General features: G+C 72.2%; 15 protein-coding genes. 14 read left to right on the top strand and 1 reads right to left on the bottom strand.

Going from position 1 to position 19,499, the window contains the following annotated elements; all coding sequences use genetic code 11:
• The first annotated feature begins 221 nt into the window (after window positions 1-221).
• The 3 genes from KYT88_RS03575 to KYT88_RS03565 all read left to right on the top strand — a co-directional run bounded on the left by KYT88_RS03575 (window position 222) and on the right by KYT88_RS03565 (window position 3,314).
• Window positions 222-1,274, top strand: coding sequence for an endonuclease/exonuclease/phosphatase family protein (locus KYT88_RS03575; protein WP_043585034.1), 1,053 nt, complete (start codon window positions 222-224; stop codon window positions 1,272-1,274).
• 200 nt (window positions 1,275-1,474) lie between these two features.
• The gene (locus KYT88_RS03570; protein ID WP_043585038.1) at window positions 1,475-2,185 is read left to right on the top strand and encodes an SGNH/GDSL hydrolase family protein; all 711 of its coding nucleotides are present in this window, start codon (window positions 1,475-1,477) and stop codon (window positions 2,183-2,185) included.
• Window positions 2,186-2,276: 91 nt separating this feature from the next.
• Window positions 2,277-3,314, top strand: a complete 1,038-nt coding sequence (locus KYT88_RS03565; protein ID WP_043585040.1) for an acyltransferase family protein — start codon at window positions 2,277-2,279, stop codon at window positions 3,312-3,314.
• A gap of 308 nt (window positions 3,315-3,622) precedes the next feature.
• Here KYT88_RS03565 and KYT88_RS03560 read toward each other — a convergent pair whose 3' ends face one another.
• Window positions 3,623-5,905, bottom strand: coding sequence for an acyltransferase family protein (locus KYT88_RS03560; RefSeq protein ID WP_043585042.1), 2,283 nt, complete (start codon window positions 5,903-5,905; stop codon window positions 3,623-3,625).
• 214 nt (window positions 5,906-6,119) lie between these two features.
• Here KYT88_RS03560 and KYT88_RS03555 point away from each other — a divergent pair, with 214 nt between their 5' ends.
• From KYT88_RS03555 to KYT88_RS03505, 11 genes are all read left to right on the top strand, one after another.
• On the top strand, window positions 6,120-7,532 hold the full coding sequence (locus KYT88_RS03555) for a tyrosine-protein kinase domain-containing protein (protein WP_043585044.1): 1,413 nt from the start codon (window positions 6,120-6,122) through the stop codon (window positions 7,530-7,532).
• A gap of 9 nt (window positions 7,533-7,541) precedes the next feature.
• Window positions 7,542-8,261, top strand: coding sequence for an arsenate reductase/protein-tyrosine-phosphatase family protein (locus tag KYT88_RS03550; RefSeq protein ID WP_043585046.1), 720 nt, complete (start codon window positions 7,542-7,544; stop codon window positions 8,259-8,261).
• A 90-nt stretch (window positions 8,262-8,351) separates the two neighbouring features.
• Entirely contained in the window at window positions 8,352-9,827 is a 1,476-nt protein-coding gene (locus tag KYT88_RS03545) for a sugar transferase (protein WP_043585048.1), read from the top strand.
• Window positions 9,827-10,957: a glycosyltransferase gene (locus KYT88_RS03540; RefSeq protein WP_043585050.1), complete on the top strand. Its 1,131-nt coding sequence runs from the start codon at window positions 9,827-9,829 to the stop codon at window positions 10,955-10,957. The genes KYT88_RS03545 and KYT88_RS03540 overlap by 1 nt, the downstream gene beginning before the upstream one ends.
• The gene (locus tag KYT88_RS03535) at window positions 10,957-12,003 is read left to right on the top strand and encodes a glycosyltransferase family 4 protein (RefSeq protein WP_237583852.1); all 1,047 of its coding nucleotides are present in this window, start codon (window positions 10,957-10,959) and stop codon (window positions 12,001-12,003) included. Before KYT88_RS03540 ends, KYT88_RS03535 begins: the two co-directional genes overlap by 1 nt.
• Window positions 12,000-13,190 carry a polysaccharide biosynthesis protein gene (locus tag KYT88_RS03530; protein ID WP_043585055.1) on the top strand — a complete coding sequence of 397 codons (1,191 nt, stop codon included), beginning with the start codon at window positions 12,000-12,002 and terminating at the stop codon, window positions 13,188-13,190. Before KYT88_RS03535 ends, KYT88_RS03530 begins: the two co-directional genes overlap by 4 nt.
• Window positions 13,187-14,236, top strand: a complete 1,050-nt coding sequence (locus KYT88_RS03525) for a polysaccharide pyruvyl transferase family protein (RefSeq protein ID WP_043585057.1) — start codon at window positions 13,187-13,189, stop codon at window positions 14,234-14,236. The genes KYT88_RS03530 and KYT88_RS03525 overlap by 4 nt, the downstream gene beginning before the upstream one ends.
• On the top strand, window positions 14,215-15,927 hold the full coding sequence (locus KYT88_RS03520) for an O-antigen polymerase (RefSeq protein ID WP_043585059.1): 1,713 nt from the start codon (window positions 14,215-14,217) through the stop codon (window positions 15,925-15,927). The genes KYT88_RS03525 and KYT88_RS03520 overlap by 22 nt, the downstream gene beginning before the upstream one ends.
• A complete protein-coding gene (locus tag KYT88_RS03515) occupies window positions 15,924-17,798 on the top strand; it encodes a DUF4012 domain-containing protein (RefSeq protein WP_043585061.1) in 1,875 nt (624 codons plus the stop codon). The genes KYT88_RS03520 and KYT88_RS03515 overlap by 4 nt, the downstream gene beginning before the upstream one ends.
• A gap of 216 nt (window positions 17,799-18,014) precedes the next feature.
• Window positions 18,015-18,542 carry a YdcF family protein gene (locus KYT88_RS03510; protein WP_237583766.1) on the top strand — a complete coding sequence of 176 codons (528 nt, stop codon included), beginning with the start codon at window positions 18,015-18,017 and terminating at the stop codon, window positions 18,540-18,542.
• A 67-nt stretch (window positions 18,543-18,609) separates the two neighbouring features.
• Complete coding sequence (locus KYT88_RS03505) at window positions 18,610-19,431, top strand: endonuclease/exonuclease/phosphatase family protein (protein WP_237583765.1); 822 nt, start codon at window positions 18,610-18,612, stop codon at window positions 19,429-19,431.
• The last annotated feature ends 68 nt before the right edge of the window (window positions 19,432-19,499 follow it).

Genomic DNA, 19,499 nt, shown 5'->3' with positions numbered 1-19,499 from the left:
GCCGGCACCCGCCGGCGGCGCGCGCGTCTGCCAGCGGGCCATGCGCCGGCTGGCGGATCCCTCCGCGACCCGCCGACACGCCGCCCTCGGGTTGCCATCCCCGCACCCCTCGCGTAGACCTGTCCGTGCAGTTCACGCATCCGCCATGCGCCGTTGGTCCCCGCAGGGGTCCCGTCGCGCAGGCTGATCATGCGAGACACGTGCGACCCGAGGAGATCTCCATGATGGCCAGCGGCGGATTCAGCCGACGCGACCTGTTCGACGGTGCCGGATCCTCCGATCCCGGCGTCGGGCGGCCCACCCGAGGTTCCGGCACGGCGCTCCTCGAGCGCCCGCGCGCGGACGAGACGACCACGACGACGGACGGGCCCGACGGCACCGCGGAGGCCGACCCCCCTCCGTCTCGTCAGGCGGCAGCGGCGCAGACCGCTCCCGCCCCGCCCCAGCAGGCGACCATCGGCTCGGCCGAGGGCGACCTCGTGCACGTCATGACCTGCAACATCCGCCTGGCCCGCCCCACCACCGAGCCGGGCGATCCCGACCACTGGGCCGACCGCGAGCCCGTGCTCACCCGCTTCCTCCAGCTCGAGCAGCCCACCGTCCTCGGCGTGCAGGAGGCCCTCGCGGCCCAGCTGCCCGCCATCGCCCGGGCGCTCCCCCACCACCGCATGCTCGGCTACGGCCGCGACGGCGGCTCCGGCGGCGAGTACAGCGCGATCTTCTACGACGAGCGCCGCCTCGACGTCGTGGCGTGGGACCAGTTCTGGCTGTCCGACCTGCCTGAGCTCATCGGATCCCGCTCCTGGGGCTGCAGCACCACCCGCATCGCCACGTGGGCGCGCTTCCGCGACCGCCGCAGCGGCGCCGAGTTCGTGCACCTGAACACGCACCTCGACCACGAGTCCGAGCTCGCGCGCGTGAAGAGCGCCGACCTCATCACCGAGCGGCTGCAGGAGGTCGCGTCCGGCGCGCCCATCGTGGTCACGGGCGACTTCAACGCGCCGGCCGAGGAATCCGCGGCGTACGACATCCTCACGCGCGACGCCGGCCTCGCCGACACCTGGACCACGGCCGCGCACCACGCGACCCCTGACATCGGCACGTTCACGGCGTACGGCGCCCCGGTGCCCGAGGGCGAGCGCATCGACTGGATCCTCGCGGGCCGCGGCGTCGAGGTGGTCGACTCGGCCATCAACCCGTACACGTTCGAGGGCCGCTCGCCCTCCGATCACGCCGCCGTCCAGGCGCTCGTGCGCCTCGCGCGCACCGCCTGACCCGCGCCGATCCGAACCCCGGTCGCCAGCCGGTCGGGCGCCCGATCACGCCCTCCGGGGATCGGCGGCGCGCCACGCCGCCACCGGACCGACGGAAACCGCATGCCACAATGGTTTCCGAGCGGCCCCGTGATCGCAGCGGCTGACGGGGTCACCGGCTCGCCGCTGCCGCGGACCCCTCCACGATCGGATGAACACCTATGCCCGCACGTCGCATGGCCCGGGGCGCTCTCGGCGCCCTCGCCGCCGTCCTCCTGCTCGCCGGGTGCACCAGCGGGCCGCAGCCCGCCCCCACCGCGACCGAGGGCGAGCCCGCCCCCGAGGCGTCCGCCACGACGGCGCCCGAGGACATGACCCGCATCGTCGTGATGGGCGACTCGAACACGAACGGCTTCGTCGGCACGCTGCCCCAGGGCATCGACCAGGGCATGGCCTACGTCGACTACGTCGTCGGCGACCCGCTGACCTTCGCGGGCGGCTGGGGCACCGACGGCGCGACGAGCACCGTCATGGCGGCCAACACGCCCACCGTCGAGGACGTCGACGTGGCGCTCATCATGATCGGCACGAACAACCGCATCGCGGGCGTGCCGGACACGCAGCTCGACGCGGACATCCTCCAGACGGTCGAGAAGCTCGCGCCCAAGGAGACCGTGATCCTCGGGATCCCGCCGCAGAACGCCTCGCCCGAGACGCCGCCCGAGGTCAACGCGCACCTCGAGCAGTTCGCCGACGCGCAGGGGTACCACTTCTTCAACCCGTGGAAGAACCTGACGAACAAGGACATGAAGTGGCGGACCGAGTTCTTCCGCGACGGGATCCACACCAACATGACGGGCTACAAGCTCATGGGCGCCGAGGTGCGCAAGTTCGTGCGCACCGAGGTCCTCGACGACAGCGCCCAGAAGTAGGGGCATCCCCCCGCCCTACCGCGCGCAGCCCGGCGGTTAGGGTCGAAGCGGTGCCTCGGGAGCGTCGCGCCCGCACCAGAGGAGAGCCCGCGTGACCAGCACCGTGACAGTGAAGAGCGAGACCGGTCGGAAGATCGAGTTCCTCGAGGCGGTCCGCGGCGTCGCGTCGTTCATCGTGGTGCTGCAGCACCTCATCGCCGCGGAGTACCCGGCGTTCGAGGACTTCAGCCGCCAGTGGATCGACGCGGGGCGCGTGGGCGTCGTCGCGTTCTTCCTCGTCAGCGGCTACGTCATCCCCCTCAGCCTGCAGCGCCAGGACACCCGCACCTTCCTCGTGCGTCGCCTCTACCGGCTCTTCCCGCTCTACTGGCTCGTGCTCGGCCTCATGATGCTGTGGATCGGGACCACGGGCGACGGCGAGCTCGGCGGCCCCCTCGTCATCATGGCGAACGTGCTCATGGTGCAGGGCGCCGTGGGCATCTTCACGATCGTGCCGACGGCGTGGACCCTCGGCATCGAGCTGATCTTCTACGGCCAGTCCCTCGTCGCGAAGCTCATCGGCCGCCTCGACCGCAGCGTCGTCATGGGCTACGTCTGGCTCGCCGGCTTCGTCGCCGCGGCCATCGCCGGCCGGGTGCTCGAGCGCGAGCTGCCCTGGACCCTGCCGCTGCTGCTCTACACGGCGTCGCTCGGGCACGCGATCCACCTGCGCGACCGCGATGGATCCACCGCCTGGCGCGGCCTGCTCGTCGCCGGCGTCGTGGGCGTGCCGCTGTTCACGTACCTCAACGGCGGGCAGGACGCGGCATGGCCGCCGTTCGACTACGCCGTGTCCTTCCTCCTCGGCCTCGGCCTGTTCTTCGCGTTCTACGCGTCGCGCCGGGCGGCCCACTCGCGCGTGCTGATCTGGCTCGGCGCGATCTCCTACGCCGCGTACCTCCTGCACCCGCTCGCCTACCGCGTGGTGCGCGCCGTCGACGTGCCCGAGGGGATCGTGCGCGTCATCGCGGCCATCGCCGTCACGCTCGTCGTCTCCTGGCTCGTCCACCGGTTCGTGGAGGTGCCGTTCATCGGCGTCGCCCGCCGCCTCACGAGCCGCTCGCAGGCCGCGAAGGCGCCGCGGGGCTGATGATGCTGCCAGCCGCGCTCCCCGGGGCGCGCTGACCGCGTCCAGAGCGCTGACGGCGCACGGGCGGGCCCGCATTTGAGCCCGGATCCTCCGCACGGTGATCCGTCGTGCTCAGGGCGTGGTCCACGACCGAGCGACGAGCGCCGGACCCGTCAGTGCTCGCCACCTGCGCGAGGGACAGGTCGTGCTCCCGTCGGTCGGCGCTCGTCCTCGCCCACCGCGCGGACGCCCGCGCCGCCGGGCGCACGACGACGGGCGCCCCTCCCGGAGGAGGAGCGCCCGTCGTGGCGTGCGGTGGTGCGGGCGGATCAGCCGGCGGCCGGAGCCGGGGCCGCGCCGATGCCGAGCGGGGAGAGGATGTCCGCCATGATCGGCGCGAGGTCCTGCGACTGGCGGGCCGTGAGGTGCGACGTGTCGCCGCGCACGGGGATCCCGTTCACGAACGCGGGGCACGTGCCCTGGCTGCAGAACCAGCCCTGCGTGTTGATGAACTGGACCGGCGCGCCGACCTCCGTCGCCGCCGCCTCCATCGTGCGCGCGTGGCTGATGAAGGAGGGCGACACCGTGGACTGGCAGTCGTTCGGCGAGCTCGTCGGCGTCTTGCACTCCACGAGGGCCGTGGCTGCCGGCGGGCGGGACAGGACGATCACGTTGGACGCCGCGGTCTTCAGCGAGTTCATCGTGGTGAGCGCGCCGGCCTGCCATTCGCGGTCGGCGGCGCCGCCCGTGGCCTTGCTCGACAGGTAGGAGTTGTCGACGGCCTCGCTCATCAGGATGAGCGCGGGCTTCGTCGCGTTCATCTCGTTGAGCGCCCAGTTGCGGAAGTCCGTGCACTCCGTGTACTCGGAGCCGTCGGTGTCCGTGCTCGTGACGGTGGACGCGGGGCAGCGCGCCATGGTGAGCACGCGCACCTTCCAGTCGTCGCCGAGGCTCGTGCGGAGCATGGGCGCGTAGCTGATCGCGAGCGAGTCGCCGAAGATGACCGCGGTCTTCTCCGGACCCGCGGCGGCGTTGCCGTACACGCAGTGCTCGGTGTTCTTGATCGCGTCCTTGTCCTTGGCCAGGTCGGCGCCGAGGCAGCCCTCCTTCGCCCACTCGGGCGCGATGACGTCGCGGCCGAAGTCGCCGAACGACTCGACGGCGGGATCCAGGGCCGGCCACTCGTCCGCGGCGAGCGCCGCGGTGACCTGCTCACCGCGGACCTCGAGCGCGTTGCCTGTGGCCGGAGGCGGGGTCGCGGTGCCGCCCGTGCCGTTCTGACCGCTGCCGAGCTGGCTCTGCCCGCTGGGCTCGTCGCGGACGACGGCCACGGCCACGACGCCCACCACGGCGACCGCGACGACGGAGAGCGCCGCGACGGTCATCTTCAGCTGCGCGCCCGAGGACCGACGGCCGGCCTTCTTCGGGTCGAGCCAGCTGGAGCGGCGGATCGGGTCCTCGACGAGGTGGAACGAGGCGATGGCGAGCACGAGGGTCGCGCCGATCGCGGCGCCGTAGTACTCGAGGGTGCCGGTGCCGAGCAGCGACGCCAGCAGGATGATCGCCGGGAAGTGCCAGAGGTACAGCGAGAACGACAGCCGGCCGATGTAGGTGGTCACCGGGTTCGTGATCGGCACCATGGCCTTCGACACCCCGCCGATGCCCGACGCGATGACGAGCGCGGTCGCGACGACCGGCAGCAGGCCGAAGGGCACGGGGAACGCTTCGTCGCCGGAGACGAGGAAGAAGGACGCGATGATGCCCGCGAGGCCGACGTAGCCGAGCACCGGGCGGATCGCGGCGGGCAGCGTGGCCAGCCGCGCAGCGAAGATCGCGAGGAGCGCGCCGATGCCGAGCTCCCACGCGCGGGAGAACGTGGAGAAGTACGCGACGGTCGGGCGGGCCGAGGTCTCGTAGAAGCCCCACGCGAGCGACGCGACGATGAGGACGCCGACCGTGATGCCGATCGTCTGCGTGAAGAGGCGCGCGCGCTTGACGCGGTTCTTGGGGGTGCGGCGGCGGGCGAACGTGATCACCAGGAAGATCAGCACGGGCCAGACGAGGTAGAACTGCTCCTCGACCGAGAGCGACCAGTAGTGGCGGAACGGCGAGATGGGGCCGTCGGACGCGAAGTAGTCGGTGCCGGCGCTCGCGAAGTGCCAGTTGGAGACGAAGAGGGCCGACCAGATCGCGTCCCACAGGCTGGCCTGGGCGCGCACCACGTTGAAGACGAGGAACGAGACCGCCGTCGAGACCACGAGCACGAGCAGCGCGGCCGGCATGATGCGGCGGACGCGGCGCTTGTAGAAGTCGAGGAACGAGATCGTCTTGGTGCGCTCGTACTCCTTGAGCAGCAGGCCCGTGATGAGGAAGCCGCTGATGACGAAGAAGACGTCGACGCCCACGAAGCCGCCGGACGGCCAGTCGAAGAGGTGGTCGACGATGACGGCGACCACCGCGAGGGCGCGCAGGCCCTCGACGTCCGGGCGGAAGCCGCGGTTCACCGTCGGCGAATCCCCCTCAGGTGGTGGGTTCTTGTCGTCCGGTGCGGAGCGGAGCTCCGACGGATCCGGGAGCGCGGGCGTGCCCCGGCGAAATGTCTGCGAGCTCATGGCCCAGGTCCCTACTCACTCGTGTACCGCCGTGCAGCACTGCTGTCTGAGCGACCCTAACAGGGCGTCACAGGCCCTACCATGCCCCGGACGGGGGCGTTCCGGGCTGCTAGCACCACTCCTGAGCTGTGTGATGATAGACAGCCGAGGCTGTGGATATCCCACGTATGCGGACACTCCGCGCCTGTGTGCTTTTGGGGAAGGGTTCTAAGTTATGGCGCTCCGTGACTTCATTCGGATGCTGCGTAGGGGCGCGGTGCTCATCATCCTGACGCTCCTGGTCGGGGTGGGCGCCGCAGCGGCCTTCTCGCTCCTCCAGACGCCCGAGTACGAGGCGTCCACCAAGATGTACGTCGCGCAGAGCAGCTCCTCCAACGTGCAGGACCTGCAGCAGGGCAACAACTTCATCACCCAGGCGGTGAAGAGCTACGCGGACGTCGTCACCACGCGCGCCGTCCTCCAGCCCGTCATCGACCAGTACGGGCTCGACGTCACGTCGCGCGAGCTGGCCGAGTCGGTCCGCGCCTCCGCGCCGCTCGACACCACGATCATCGACATCACGGTCAAGGACCAGTCCCGCCAGGACGCCGCGACGCTCGCGGACGCCATCGGCGAGAGCCTCAAGACGGTCGTCGGCACGCTCGTCCCCGAGACCATCGAGGGCACGCCGCAGGTGCAGATCACGCAGCTCGAGCAGGCGGAGATCCCCGAGTCGCCGTCGTCGCCGAACCTGCCCGTCAACATCATCGTGGGCGCGCTCATCGGCCTGCTGATCGGCGTGGGCGTCAGCCTCCTCCGCGAGACGCTCGACAACCGCATCCGCGGCGAGCGCGACGTCGAGCTGGTCACCACCAAGCCGATCCTCGGCGGCATCGCGTACGACCCGAAGGCGACCGAGCGTCCCCTCATCGTGCAGGACGACCCGCGGAGCCCCCGCGCCGAGTCCTTCCGCAGCCTCCGCACGAACCTCCAGTTCCTGGAGTTCGGCGGCCGCTCGCGCAGCTTCGTCATCACCTCGTCCATCCAGGGCGAGGGCAAGTCGACCACCAGCTCCAACCTCGCGCTGGCGCTGGCCGACTCCGGCATCAAGGTCGTCCTCATCGACGCCGACCTCCGCCGCCCGCGCCTGGCCTCCTACATGGGCCTCGAGGGCGCCGTGGGCCTCACCGACATCCTCATCGGCCGCGCCGAGATCGAGGACGTCATCCAGCCCTGGGGCTCGGGCATGCTCTCGATCCTCCCCGCCGGCCAGATCCCGCCGAACCCGTCCGAGCTGCTCGGCTCGCAGGGCATGGCGCGACTGCTGCAGGACCTCGAGGCGCGCTACGACGTGGTGCTCATCGACGCCCCGCCGCTGCTCCCCGTCACCGACGCGGCGATCCTGTCGAAGAACGCCGGCGGCGCGATCGTCGTCGTCGCCGCGGGCCGCACGCACCGCACGCAGCTGAAGAGCGCCATCGCCAACCTCACCAACGTGGGCGCGGACGTGCTCGGCCTCGTGATCACCATGCTCCCCACCAAGGGCCCGGACGCGTACGGCTACGGCCACTACGGATACGGGTACGGGTACACGGAGGACGAGGACGGCAACAAGTCCAAGGCGCCCATCGAGAAGATCAAGGCGTAGCTCTCCTCCATGTCGGAACTCCCCCCCACGAGCCGCAGGGCCGCACGCGCGGCCCTCGGCGACGCATCCTCCGAGGGCGTCGACGACGGCTCGTTCCGCGTCCTGTTCGTCTGCTCGGGCAACATCTGCCGCTCCGCCCTCGCCGAGCAGGTCCTCCGGGCCCGGGTGCGGGCGATCTTCGGAGGCCACGCCGCCGAGGCCGACTCGGTCGTGCGCTTCTCCAGCGCCGGCACGATCGCGGCCGAGGGGCAGCGCATGCCGGAGCAGGCGGCCGAGCTGTCCGTCCGCTACGGCGGGGACCCGAGCGAGCACCAGGCGAGGTTCCTCACGCCCGGCATCATCCAGGGCGTCGACCTGGTGCTCACGATGGCGCGCGAGCACCGCAGCGCCGTCGTGCGCGCGGTGCCCCGCGCGAACCGCTTCACCTTCACGATCCGCGAGTTCGCCGCGCTCTTCGAGCACCTCGTCGAGGTGTCGGCGGACGAGAAGCACATCGCCTGCGACGGCGACGTGCCGGAGCAGCTGCGTGCGCTCATCCCGCTCGTGGCGGCGCAGCGGGGAGTCACCCTGCCGCCCGCGAAGGAGGACGACTACGACGTGGTCGACCCCTACCGCCGCTCGCAGGCCACCTACGACGCCTCGGGCGAGCAGGCCGGGGGCGCCATCGAGTCGATCCTCGAGTCGGTGCGGGCCGTGACCCGGACCGACGCGCCCCGCCTCCGGGGCTGACCCGACCAGCCCGCCACCGCACACGCGAGCGCTCGCCGCTCGATCACACACCACCGGCTCCCGCGCGGAGCCGCCTGCCCCGGGGGACCAGTGGACACGCAACAGACACGACGCACGGACGAGGCCCAGGAGGGGTCGCGCTGGCGGGTCGTCTACGCCCGGCGCCTGGCGCTGAGCGACGCGATCGTCATCATCCTCACGACCTTCGGCGTGCAGTTCCTGTGGTTCGGCACGACCGCCGGCACAGTCGACCTCGGCGGCAACGCCCAGGGCGTGGCCGTGACCTACACGATGGTCTCGGTCGTGCTGATCCTCGCGTGGCTCTTCGTGCTCACCGTCTACAGCACGCGCGACTACCGCATCGTCGGCACCGGCACGGCGGAGTACAAGCAGGTCGCGGATGCGACGCTGCGGCTCTTCGGGATCATCGCCATCGTCGCCTTCCTCGTGAAAATCGACCTGGCGCGCGGCTACATCGTCACGGGCCTGCCGCTCGGCCTCGTGCTCCTGCTGCTGTCGCGCGCGCTCTGGCGCGTCTGGCTCTCCGCCCAGCGCCGCCGCGGCGAGTTCTCCTCGCTGATCCTGCTGGTCGGATCCCTGGAGAGCACCACCCACACCGCCACGACCCTCGCCCGCGCCCCCAAGGCCGGCTACCGCGTGGTCGGCGCGTGCCTCACGGGAGACGCGCGGCCCTCGCGCCTCCCCGGCCTCGACGTGCCCGTGGTCGGCAACGCGGACGACGTGCTCGTGGAGCTGGAGCGCCTCGGCGCCGACACGCTCGTGCTCACCTCGAGCGACGAGCTGCCCCCCGAGCGGATCCGCGAGCTCAGCTGGTCGCTCGAGCCCGGCCGCCACCACCTCGTCATGGCGCCCGGCCTCACCGACATCGGCGGCCCGCGCATCCACACGCGCCCCGTCGCCGGCCTCCCGCTCATCCACGTGGAGACGCCGCGCTTCGAGGGCCGGAAGCTGCTCTCCAAGCGCCTGTTCGACATCGTCGTCTCCGGCATCACGCTCATCGTGCTGAGCCCCGTGTTCCTGATCCTCGCGATCCTCATCAAGGCCACGAGCAAGGGCGACGTCTTCTACAAGCAGGAGCGCATCGGCCTGAACGGCGAGCCGTTCCACATGCTGAAGTTCCGCTCGATGCGCATGAACGCCGACGCCGAGCTGTTCGCGCTGCTGGAGCAGCAGGGCACGGCGGACACGCCGCTGTTCAAGGTGACGGACGACCCGCGCATCACGAAGGTCGGCGGCGTCCTCCGCCGCTACTCGCTCGACGAGCTGCCGCAGTTCCTCAACGTCCTCCTCGGATCCATGAGCCTCATCGGCCCGCGCCCGCAGCGCGAGGGCGAGGTCGCGCTCTACGACAGCGCCGCGCGCCGCCGCCTCCTCATCAAGCCGGGCATGTCGGGCCTGTGGCAGGTCTCCGGCCGGTCGTCGCTCTCGTGGGAGGACGCCATCCGCCTCGACCTCTACTACGTGGAGAACTGGTCGCTCACGGGCGACATCATCATCCTCGCGCGCACGTTCAAGGCCGTCTTCGGCGCGGACGGGGCCGTCTGATGGGCGGGCTGCTGGTCCAGGAGTGGATCGAGAAGTCCGGCGGATCCGAGAAGGTGTTCGACGCGTTCGCGCACGCCTTCCCCGACGCCGACCTCTTCACGCTCTGGAACGACGACCCGGGCCGCTTCGGCGACCGCCCGGTGCGGGAGAGCTGGATCGCCCGCACGCCGCTGCGCAAGCGCAAGCCGCTGGCCCTGCCGTTCATGCCGCTCACGTGGAGCTCGCTCGACCTCGACGCGTACGAGTGGACCCTCTCGAGCTCGCACCTGTTCGCGCACCACCTCGGCCACGGGGATCGCGCGACCCGCCAGCACGTCTACGTGCACAGCCCGGCGCGCTACCTCTGGACCCCCGACCTCGACCAGCGCGGCGCCAACCCGCTCGTCAAGGCCGCGGCTCCCCCGCTCCGCGCGCTCGACCGGCGCCGCGCGCAGGCGTCGCACGCGGAGTTCGCCGCGAACAGCGCGTTCGTGCGTGCGCGCATCCGCAAGGCCTGGGACGTGGACGCGCGCGTGATCCACCCGCCCGTCGACGCCACCGCGATCCGCGACACCGCGTCGTGGGAGGGCGAGCTGACCGGATCCGACGCCGAGCTCGCCGCGTCGCTGCCCGACCGCTTCCTCCTGGGTGCCAGCCGCTTCGTGCCGTACAAGCGGCTCGACCTCGTGATCCGCGCGGGCGAGGCGGCCGACGTCCCCGTCGTGCTCGCCGGATCCGGCCCGCTCGCCGAGGAGCTGCGGGCGCAGGCGGATGCCGCGCGCGTGCCCGTCACGATCGTCCCGCGGCCGAGCGACGCGCTCCTCTACACGCTGTACCAGCGCTCGCTCGCGTACGTGTTCCCCGCGGTCGAGGACTTCGGGATCATGCCCGTCGAGGCGATGGCCGCGGGCGCGCGCGTGCTCGTGAGCGACGTCGGCGGCGCGACCGAGAGCGTCGTCGACGGCGTCACGGGCGTGCACGTGCACGACTGGGAGGGCGCCGGCCTCGCCGACGCCGTGGCGCGCGCCGCCGCGCTGGACCCGGCCGACAGCGTCCGCCGCTCCGCCGACTTCGACGCCGCCGTCTTCGAGCGCAGCATCGCCTCCTGGGTCCGCCACGACGGCGCGCGCCTCGACGGAGCGGCCGCGTGATGCGCCGGCTCGTCGTCAACGAGGCGTACGCGGGGCAGCGGGTCACCGGCCAGCAGCGCTACGCGACGGAGATCGCCCGTGCGCTCCAGGGCAAGCAGGGCGTCACGCGCGCCACACCGTCCGATGGCATCGCGTCGTCCGGCGCGCGCAGCTGGCTCTGGGTGCAGACGACCCTGCCGTGGATCACGCGCCAGGACGTGCTGCTGTCGCTCACGAGCCGCGCGCCGCTCGTGCACCGCCGCCACATCGTGGTCGTGCACGACCTCTTCGTGCTCACGAACCCCGAGTGGTACAGCCGGGAGTACGTCGTGACCCACGTGCCGCTCCTGCGGGCGAACCTGCGCGACGCGCGCGTCATCGTCACCGTGAGCGAGCCCGTCGCCGAGCAGGTGCGGGAGCTCGGCCTCTCCAGCGCGCCCGTCGTGGTCGCGCCCAACGCGCCGAGCCCCGTGTTCGGCGAGCCGCGCGACGCCGAGGAGCGCGCCCGCGTGCTCCAGCGGTTCGGCGTGACGGACGGCGGGTACCTGCTCGCGGTCGGCAGCATGGATCCGCGCAAGAACCTGAAGCGCCTCACCGAGGCGTACCTCGAGCTGCCCGCGGAGACCCGCGCCCAGGCGCCGCTCGTGCTCGTCGGCGCGAAGAGCGCCGTGTTCGGCGACGTCGACATGGCCGAGTCGGACGACATCAAGCTGGCCGGCTACGTGACCGACGACGAGCTCGCCGTGCTCTACGCGGCATCGCGCGGCGTGGTCTTCCCGAGCCTCGCGGAGGGCTTCGGCCTGCCGCTCGTGGAGGCGATGGTCGCGGGCGCGCGCCTCGCCGTCTCCGACATCGACGTCTTCCACTGGATCTGCGGGGACGACGCCACGTACTTCTCGCCCGCCGACACGTCCGCCATCACCCAGGCGCTCGCCCGGCTCGCGGCCGCCGACCCGCTCGACGAGGAGGAGGCCGCCCGGATCCGCCGCGCCGTCACCTGCCGCTTCGACTGGCGCACCTCCGCGCAGACCGTCCACGACGCCTACCAGAGCATCGGGACGCGATGATCAGGCGGATCGGGCTGCTGCTCCCCACGGGAGCCGCAGGGCTCACGCGCGTGCTCCAGCTGGTGCTGCTCGTGGTCCTCACGCGCCTGTCCGAGGGGTCGGCGCAGAGCGCGCTCGTCACCGGGTTCGCGCTGCTCAGCTCGTTCGCGATCATCACCGACTCGGGCGCCGCGAACTTCCTGCTGTCGCTGCCGCGCACGCGCCTGACCCGGAGCGTGCACGCGCGCGCGGTCGCGTTCCACGCGGGCCTCGGGTCGCTCGGCGCGGCCGTCGCGGTGCTGATCACCGTCGCCGCCGCCTCGTCCATGCCCGGCGAGGCCGTGCTGCTGCTCGTCGCGCTCGGCGTCAGCCAGGTGCTCGACTCGCTCACCCGCACGATCCGCGCGCCCCTGCTCGTCGGCCGCCGCGACGCCTCCTACGCGTTCCCCGACCTCGCGCTCGTCGTGCTGAAGGCCGTGCCGCTCGTCATCGCGTCCGTCGTGCCCGAGATCCTCGTGCTGCTCGCGTTCCCCGTGGTGTCGCTGATCGTCACCGCGGGCACCTGGATCGCCGTCCGCCGCGGCCTCGCGACGACCGGCGACGAGCCCGTGCGCGTGTTCCCGCAGATCCTCGAGTTCGGCCTCTCCGGATCCCTCAGCGCGCTCTACTCGCAGGCGCCGCTCGTGCTCGGCACGGCGATCCTCGGGGCAGATGCCGTCGTGCCGCTGGCGCTCGCGTACCGCATCGTGCAGCCGCTCGAGGTCCTGCCCGCGACGCTCTCGCAGCAGCTGATCCCGCGGATCCGCGCCGCCGGCCGCCCCGCGCGCGCCTACTGGTGGCGGTTCGCGCTCGGCGGCCTCGTGCTGGCCGGGATCCTCGCGCTGATCCGCGAGCCCGTCGAGCGGGTCCTCGGCGGCGACGCGTTCGACCAGGCGATCTTCCTCGTGATCCTCCTCTCGGTCGCCCCCAAGTTCGTCAACTACGCGCTCATGGCCTACGCGATGGGCTCCGGCCTCGTGCGCGTGCGGCTCACCGCGACCATCGTCACGGGCGTCGTCGCCGTGGTCCTCACGCTCGCCGCCGCGCTCACGGGCGGCCCCGCCCTCCTCGCCGGCGTCACGCTCGTCGCCGAGCTCGTCCTGAGCGCCGCCATCGCCGCGCTCCTCATCCGCCACCGCCACCGCTCCGTCAGGAAGGAGGACGCATGAGGACCCTCATCGTCTCCGCCGACCGCACCCTCGCGTCCGGCCACCCCCAGAACCTCGGGGACGCCTTCCTCACCGACGCGCTCTCCGAGCGCCTCCGCCGGGCCGGCCACGAGACCGTGATCGCCGACTTCGGGCAGACCGCGCGCGTCGACTCCACCGAGGAGCGCGCCCGCGTCTCCGGCGTGCGCGCGCTCGCCGACCTCGTGCGCCAGGTGGACGCGGTCGTCGTCGGCGGCGGCACGCTCCTCGCCGACGACCAGCCGGCTCGCCCGTTCGCGGGCCTCCCCCGCCTCATGGCCGTCACCGGGCTCATCGCGCGCACCGGACGCACGCCGCTCGCCGTGTTCGGCGTGGGCGCGGATCCCGTCACCCGCCGCCGCGCGCGCCTCGCCCTCCGCGCCGGTCTCGACGGCGCCCGCGTCTGGACCCGCGACCCCGACTCCGCCGGCCGCGCCGCCGGGTACTCGAAGCTCCCGGTCGAGGTCGCCGCCGACGTCAGCCTCTTCGCCGCCCCCGAGCTCGCCCGGATGGCCGCGCCCGCCGGCCGCCGCCGCGGCGCCGTGGTCGCGCTCAACGCGAAGCACTCCCCCGAGGTCACCCTCGCGCACGTGCAGGCCCTCGAGGAGCGCTTCGGCGAGGTCGTCTTCGTGTCGATGGACCAGGGCGACGACTCCGACGCCGGCGCCCTGGCCCCCGATGTCCGCGCCCGGCTCACGACCGAGCCCGGCGACCACGGCTGGCGCCGCGCGGCCGAGCTCATGGCCGATCGCGAGGTCGTCATCGCCTCTCGCATGCACGCCATGTACCTCGGTACGATGCTGACGACGCCCGTGGTCGCCGTGGGTGGCGCCACCAAGGTCGGGGCGTTCACGACCGAGTTCGGCACGCGCACGGAGCCCGCGTTCGACCGGGCGGTCCGCACCGCCATCGCAGCGCCGGCCGACGCCGACGCCGCATCCACCACCGCGGCGGCTCTCGTCGCCGCCACCGCCCGCCTGGACGCGGCTTTCGAGGAGATGACCACATGGGTCCGACGTACCGCCTAGCGACCCCGGCGGTCTTCGCGGCCGCCGTGGTCCTCACCGTCCTCGCCGCGCTCGGCGGCGTGGCGCTGCTCGGCAACGAGCTCTCCTACCCGTTCATGATCGCGGTGCTCGCGATCCTGCTCGTCGGCGTGCTCGTGAAGGAGACGGTCTCCAACGGGGATCCGATCACCCCCGGCGGCATCGTCGCGTTCACGGGCCTGCTGCTGTTCGTGCTGCGCCCGCTCACGGTGGCCAACAGCATGGAGACGAGCCCCGGCGCCATCGCCGACACCCGCTTCTTCTCCCCCACGCTGCAGCTCGCGGCGAGCTCCGCGCTCATCGAGGCGCTGATCTTCTTCTCGGCCTTCTTCGTCATCTACTACTACTCGGTGGCCCGGGAGGCCCGGCGCATCGCCCGCGGCGGCGAGGACGCCAAGGCCCTCGAGGACAACGCCCTCGCGGGCGGCCCCGCCTTCGTCGACCCGGACACGCAGGTGCGCTGGCAGCGCGTGTTCAACACGTCGGTGGCGCAGGCGCTCGTGGTCATCTCCTCGGTCGTGGCCCTCGGGCTCCTCGTGTACCTGGTGCTCTCCTCCGGCGGGATCCAGGCGTACACGACGGGCCTCGCCAACCGGAGCGACTTCCTCTCCGGCAAGTCGTTCATCGGCCTCTCCTACATCCCGGTGCAGATCGCGATCGTCTACAACGTGCTCGCGCGCCGCCAGAAGGGCCTCGAGGGCTGGAACTGGGTCAACCTGGTCGCCGTGCTGGTGCTCGTGGTGTGCGCCGGGTCCGCCGGCGGCCGCGGCCCGCTCATCATCGGCGTGTTCCTGCCGTTCCTGATCCTCAAGCAGGTCGGCCCGAAGCCCTTCCGCTTCCGCAGCATCGCCCTCATCGGCGGCGTGACGGCCGTGGTCGCGATGGTCTACTCGATCGTCATCCGCGAGTCCACGTTCGACAACGGCCGTTCGCTCGACCGCCTCACGCAGGACCCGGTCGGCGTGCTCCTCGACCGCCTCACCAGCGGCATTGAGACCCGCCCGTTCGACGTGCTCATCCGCCTCAACGAGGTCGCCTCCCTGCCCGACTTCGTCTACCAGTGGGGCGCCACGTACGCCGCGGTGCCCGCCTGGTTCGTGCCCCGCGGGCTCTGGGAGGACAAGCCGTTCGGCGGCGGCAACACGTGGTTCACGTCGACGTACGTGCCCCGGTTCTACGGCGTCAACCGCGTCGAGACGAGCCTGTCGGCGATCGGCGAGGCCTTCTCGAACTTCGGCATCCCCGGGGTCGTCGCCGTCGGCGCGCTCCTCGGGCTCGTTGCCGGCCTGTTCATCCGCGCCCGCATGCGCCGGCGCGGGCTCCTCGGCGCGGCCATCGCGGTCGTCGTCACGCCGTACCTCTTCTCCCTGATCCGCGGCGACGCGTACCAGGGCATGTCGACGAGCATCGCGTCGCTCGTGATCCTCCTCGCGTTCTTCTGGATCTCCTCCACCCGCAAGCAGGTCACCGGGCCCGTCAGCGCACCCGTGCCCCTGCCCGACGAGACCGCGCCCGCGGCCGTCCGCGAGCAGGCGCTCATCGGCGCCGGCGCCGCCGGCTTCGGCGCCGTCGGCGGATCCGCCCCTGCACCCGCGGACGCGCGCCCCGCGATCGGCAACGGCCGCGCCTTCCCGGCCGGCAAGCCGGCCGTGAACTGGACGCCCGACCGGTGAGCGGCATCGACGACATCCTGCCCCCGGCCGACGGCTCGGACGGATCCGACGGCTCGACCGGCCGCCGCAGCCGCCGTGCCGACCGCGCGGATCGCGACGCCACCCGACGCCCCCTGTGGAAGCGCAAGCGCCTCTGGATCCCGGTCGGCGTGATCGGCGTCCTGGTGATCGGCACCGCGGTCTCCGCCGCGCTGATCCTCCCCCGCGTCGACACGGTCCAGTCCGAGCTCCGCGACGCGCTGCCGCTCTCCGACCAGGTGCAGACGGCGCTCCTCGCGGGCGACATCGACACCGCGAAGACGGGCGCCGCCGAGCTCCGCGACCACACGGCGAAGGCCGCCGAGGCCGCGGACGACGGCGTGCTCGGCGCCTACGAGTGGCTGCCCTTCGTCGGCCCGAACCTCCACGCCGCCCGCGTGCTGGCCGCCACGAGCGACCGGCTCGCGACCGACGTCGTCACGCCCGCCACCGAGGTCTCCCTCTCGGCGTTCACGCCCGTGCTCGGCCGCATCGACCTCGACGGGATCCGCTCGCTCGGCCAGACCGTGCAGACCGCGAGCGACGGCCTGGCCGGCGCCCGCGCCGAGCTGGACACGATCGACCGCGACAGCCTCTGGGCGCAGGTGGCCGACGACGTCGACCTGATGGACGACACGCTCACGAGCACCGAGGACACCGCGGGCACCTTCCGCGAGGTCACCGGGGTCCTCCCCGACCTGCTCGGGGCCGACGGCGCGCGCAACTACCTGCTGATGTTCCAGAACAACGCGGAGGTGCGCTCCACCGGCGGCAACCCGGCCGCGCTCGTGCTGCTGACCGTCGAGGACGGCACCGTGCGGATCGCGAAGCAGGCGTCGAGCAACGACTTCCCGCGGAACGTGCGCCAGGGCGACGTGCCCGACGAGACCGTGCGCCTCATCGAGCCGCGCTCGGACCGGTTCGAGCAGAACATCACGATGTTCCCCGACTTCCCCACGTCGGGCGCCCTCGCCAAGTCGTACTGGGAGGCCAACATCGGCGACCGGGTCGACGGCGTGCTGTCGTTCGACCCCATCGCGCTCAGCTACCTGCTGGAGGCGACCGGGCCGATCACGCTCGCCACGGGCGACCAGCTGAACGCGGAGAACGCGGTGCCCACGCTCCTCGGCGCCGTCTACAGCCAGTACCCCGACTACCTCGCGCAGGACCGCTACTTCGCGAGCGCCGCCAGCACGATCTTCGCGAAGCTCGTCACCGACACCCCGCCCGTCGTCCCGCTGGTCACCGCCATCGACCGGGCCATCGACGAGCGCCGCCTGCTGCTGTGGAGCACGGTGCCGGAGGAGCAGGCGCTCATCGAGGGCGGGCCGCTGAGCGGCGCGCTGCCGGACGACAACACCGACCAGACCGCGATCGGGCTGTACTTCAACGACATCGGCTCGGGATCCAAGATGAGCTACTACCTGCGCTCCGGATCCCGCATCCAGGCGGAGACCTGCGGCGACACCACCACCTACACGGTGTCCGTCGACATGACGAGCATCGCGCCGGTCGACGCCGTGACGAGCCTGCCGCGCTACGTCACGGGCCTCGACGGCAAGGCCAAGGGCCGCCAGTTCGACGACCTGCTCGTGTACGGCCCCGTCGGCTCCACGGTCGCCGACTGGAAGACGGACGCCGACCTCACCACGGAGGAGGCGCGCGGCACCGACATGGGGCGCGGCATGATCCGCATCCGCACCGAGCTCGCGCCGCAGGACACCAAGACCGTCGACGTCACGTTCACCATGCCGACGTCCGACGACCAGGGCCCGCTCGAGGTCCGCCACACGCCCCTCGTGCGCCCGCTCGAGTCGGAGATCACGCAGGTCCCCTGCTCCACGGGCGGCTGATCCGCCGCCCGCCGCCACGACGCCGCGCCGCCCGCCCCGGATGGGGGCTTCGCGACCGTCAGAGCTCCCCATAGGCTCGATGAGCCGCAGGGGGACTCCACCGCCCCCGCACGCCCGCACGCCGCCCCCGCGGATCCTCCAGGCCGAGAGCACACGTTGACACCCAGCACCACCACCACGACGCCCCGCCGGGCGCACCGCGTCCGTCGTTGGATCGTGCGCACCCTCCTGGCGCTCCTCGTGCTCCTGCTCGCCTGGCTCCTGGCCGGCATCCCGCTCTTCGTCTTCCCGCCGGCGAGCCAGCCCGACAAGGCCGACGTGATCTACGTCATCGGCCCGCCCAACCCCACGCGCCGCGACCTCGCGGCGAAGCTGGTGGACGAGGGCTACTCCGACACGGTCGTCTTCTCGGTGCCGGCCACCGGCCCGCAGTCCGCCGCCGAGCTCGCGGCCTGCAACGGCGAGTACCCCTACGCCGTCACGTGCGACACCCCGTCGCCCTTCACGACGCAGGGCGAGGCGCGATACCTCAAGGAGAAGTCCGAGGAGAACGGCTGGACGAGCGCCATCGTCATCACGTGGACCCCGCACGTGACCCGCACGCAGCTGATCTTCTCGCGCTGCTTCACGGGCGACCTCATGGTGGTCGAGGACCCGGTGGACTTCAGCCTCCGCCAGTGGGTCTCGCAGTACACGTACCAGACCGGCGCCTTCGTCAAGGCGCTCGTCACGCCCGGCTGCTGACGCCGACTCCCGGCGCGATCGACCCTGCGTGGCCAGGCGGTCAGCCGCACGGGGTTGAATGGTCGTCATGACCCCCGCGATCGGCCCGACGACCGGCGACGACATCCACCTGATCTCGCTCAACGTGCGCATGCCCTGGCACGGCACCCGCGAGGGCGAGGCCGACCACTGGCCCGAGCGCCAGGATGTGCTCACGCGCTTCCTGCAGCAGGAGCGGCCCACGGTGCTCGGCGTGCAGGAGGCGCTGTGGCCGCAGATCCAGGCCATCGAGAAGGCGCTCCCGCCGTCGTACCGCATGGTCGGCCAGGGCCGCGAGGGCGGAAGCCACGGCGAGCACGGCGCGATCTTCTACCAGGCGTCACGCCTCACGCTCCTCGAGCACGACGTGATGTGGCTCTCCGACACCCCCGACGTGATCGGCAGCATGACGTGGGGCAACCCCATGCCGCGGATCCTCACCTGGGCCCGATTCCAGGACGAGGCGACCGGCCACCCGCTCGTCGTGCTCGACACGCACCTCGACCACGACGTCGCCGAGGCCCGCGACCGCGCCGCCGAGGCCATCGCCGAGCTCGTGCGCACGCGCTTCGCGGGGCTGCCGCTCGTGCTCATGGGCGACTTCAACGCGCCCGTCGACTCGTTCCCCTACGACGCCCTCACCCGCCGCGCCGGTCTCCGCGACTCCTGGCTCGACACCGCGCGCCAGGCCAGCCCCGCGTTCGGCACGTTCCCCGACTACCGGCCGCCGGTGGTCGACGGCCCGCGCATCGACTGGATCCTCGTGAGCGAGCGGGTGGACGTCCGCGCCGCCGCGGTCAACGACTTCGCCTGGCGCGGCCGCATGATGAGCGACCACCTGCCCGTGCAGGCGCTGGTGCGGTTGAGCTGACTCCGCCGAGTGGGCTGACACCCGCCGTCACGCGTGCGTCCGCGGCGCCCGCGCCTCGTAGCCTGGGG

Origin of the sequence: Clavibacter sp. A6099, assembly GCF_021919125.1 — a bacterium.
In the GTDB taxonomy this organism is placed as follows: domain Bacteria; phylum Actinomycetota; class Actinomycetes; order Actinomycetales; family Microbacteriaceae; genus Clavibacter; species Clavibacter seminis.
This window is presented reverse-complemented; position numbering and strand designations above follow the sequence as displayed.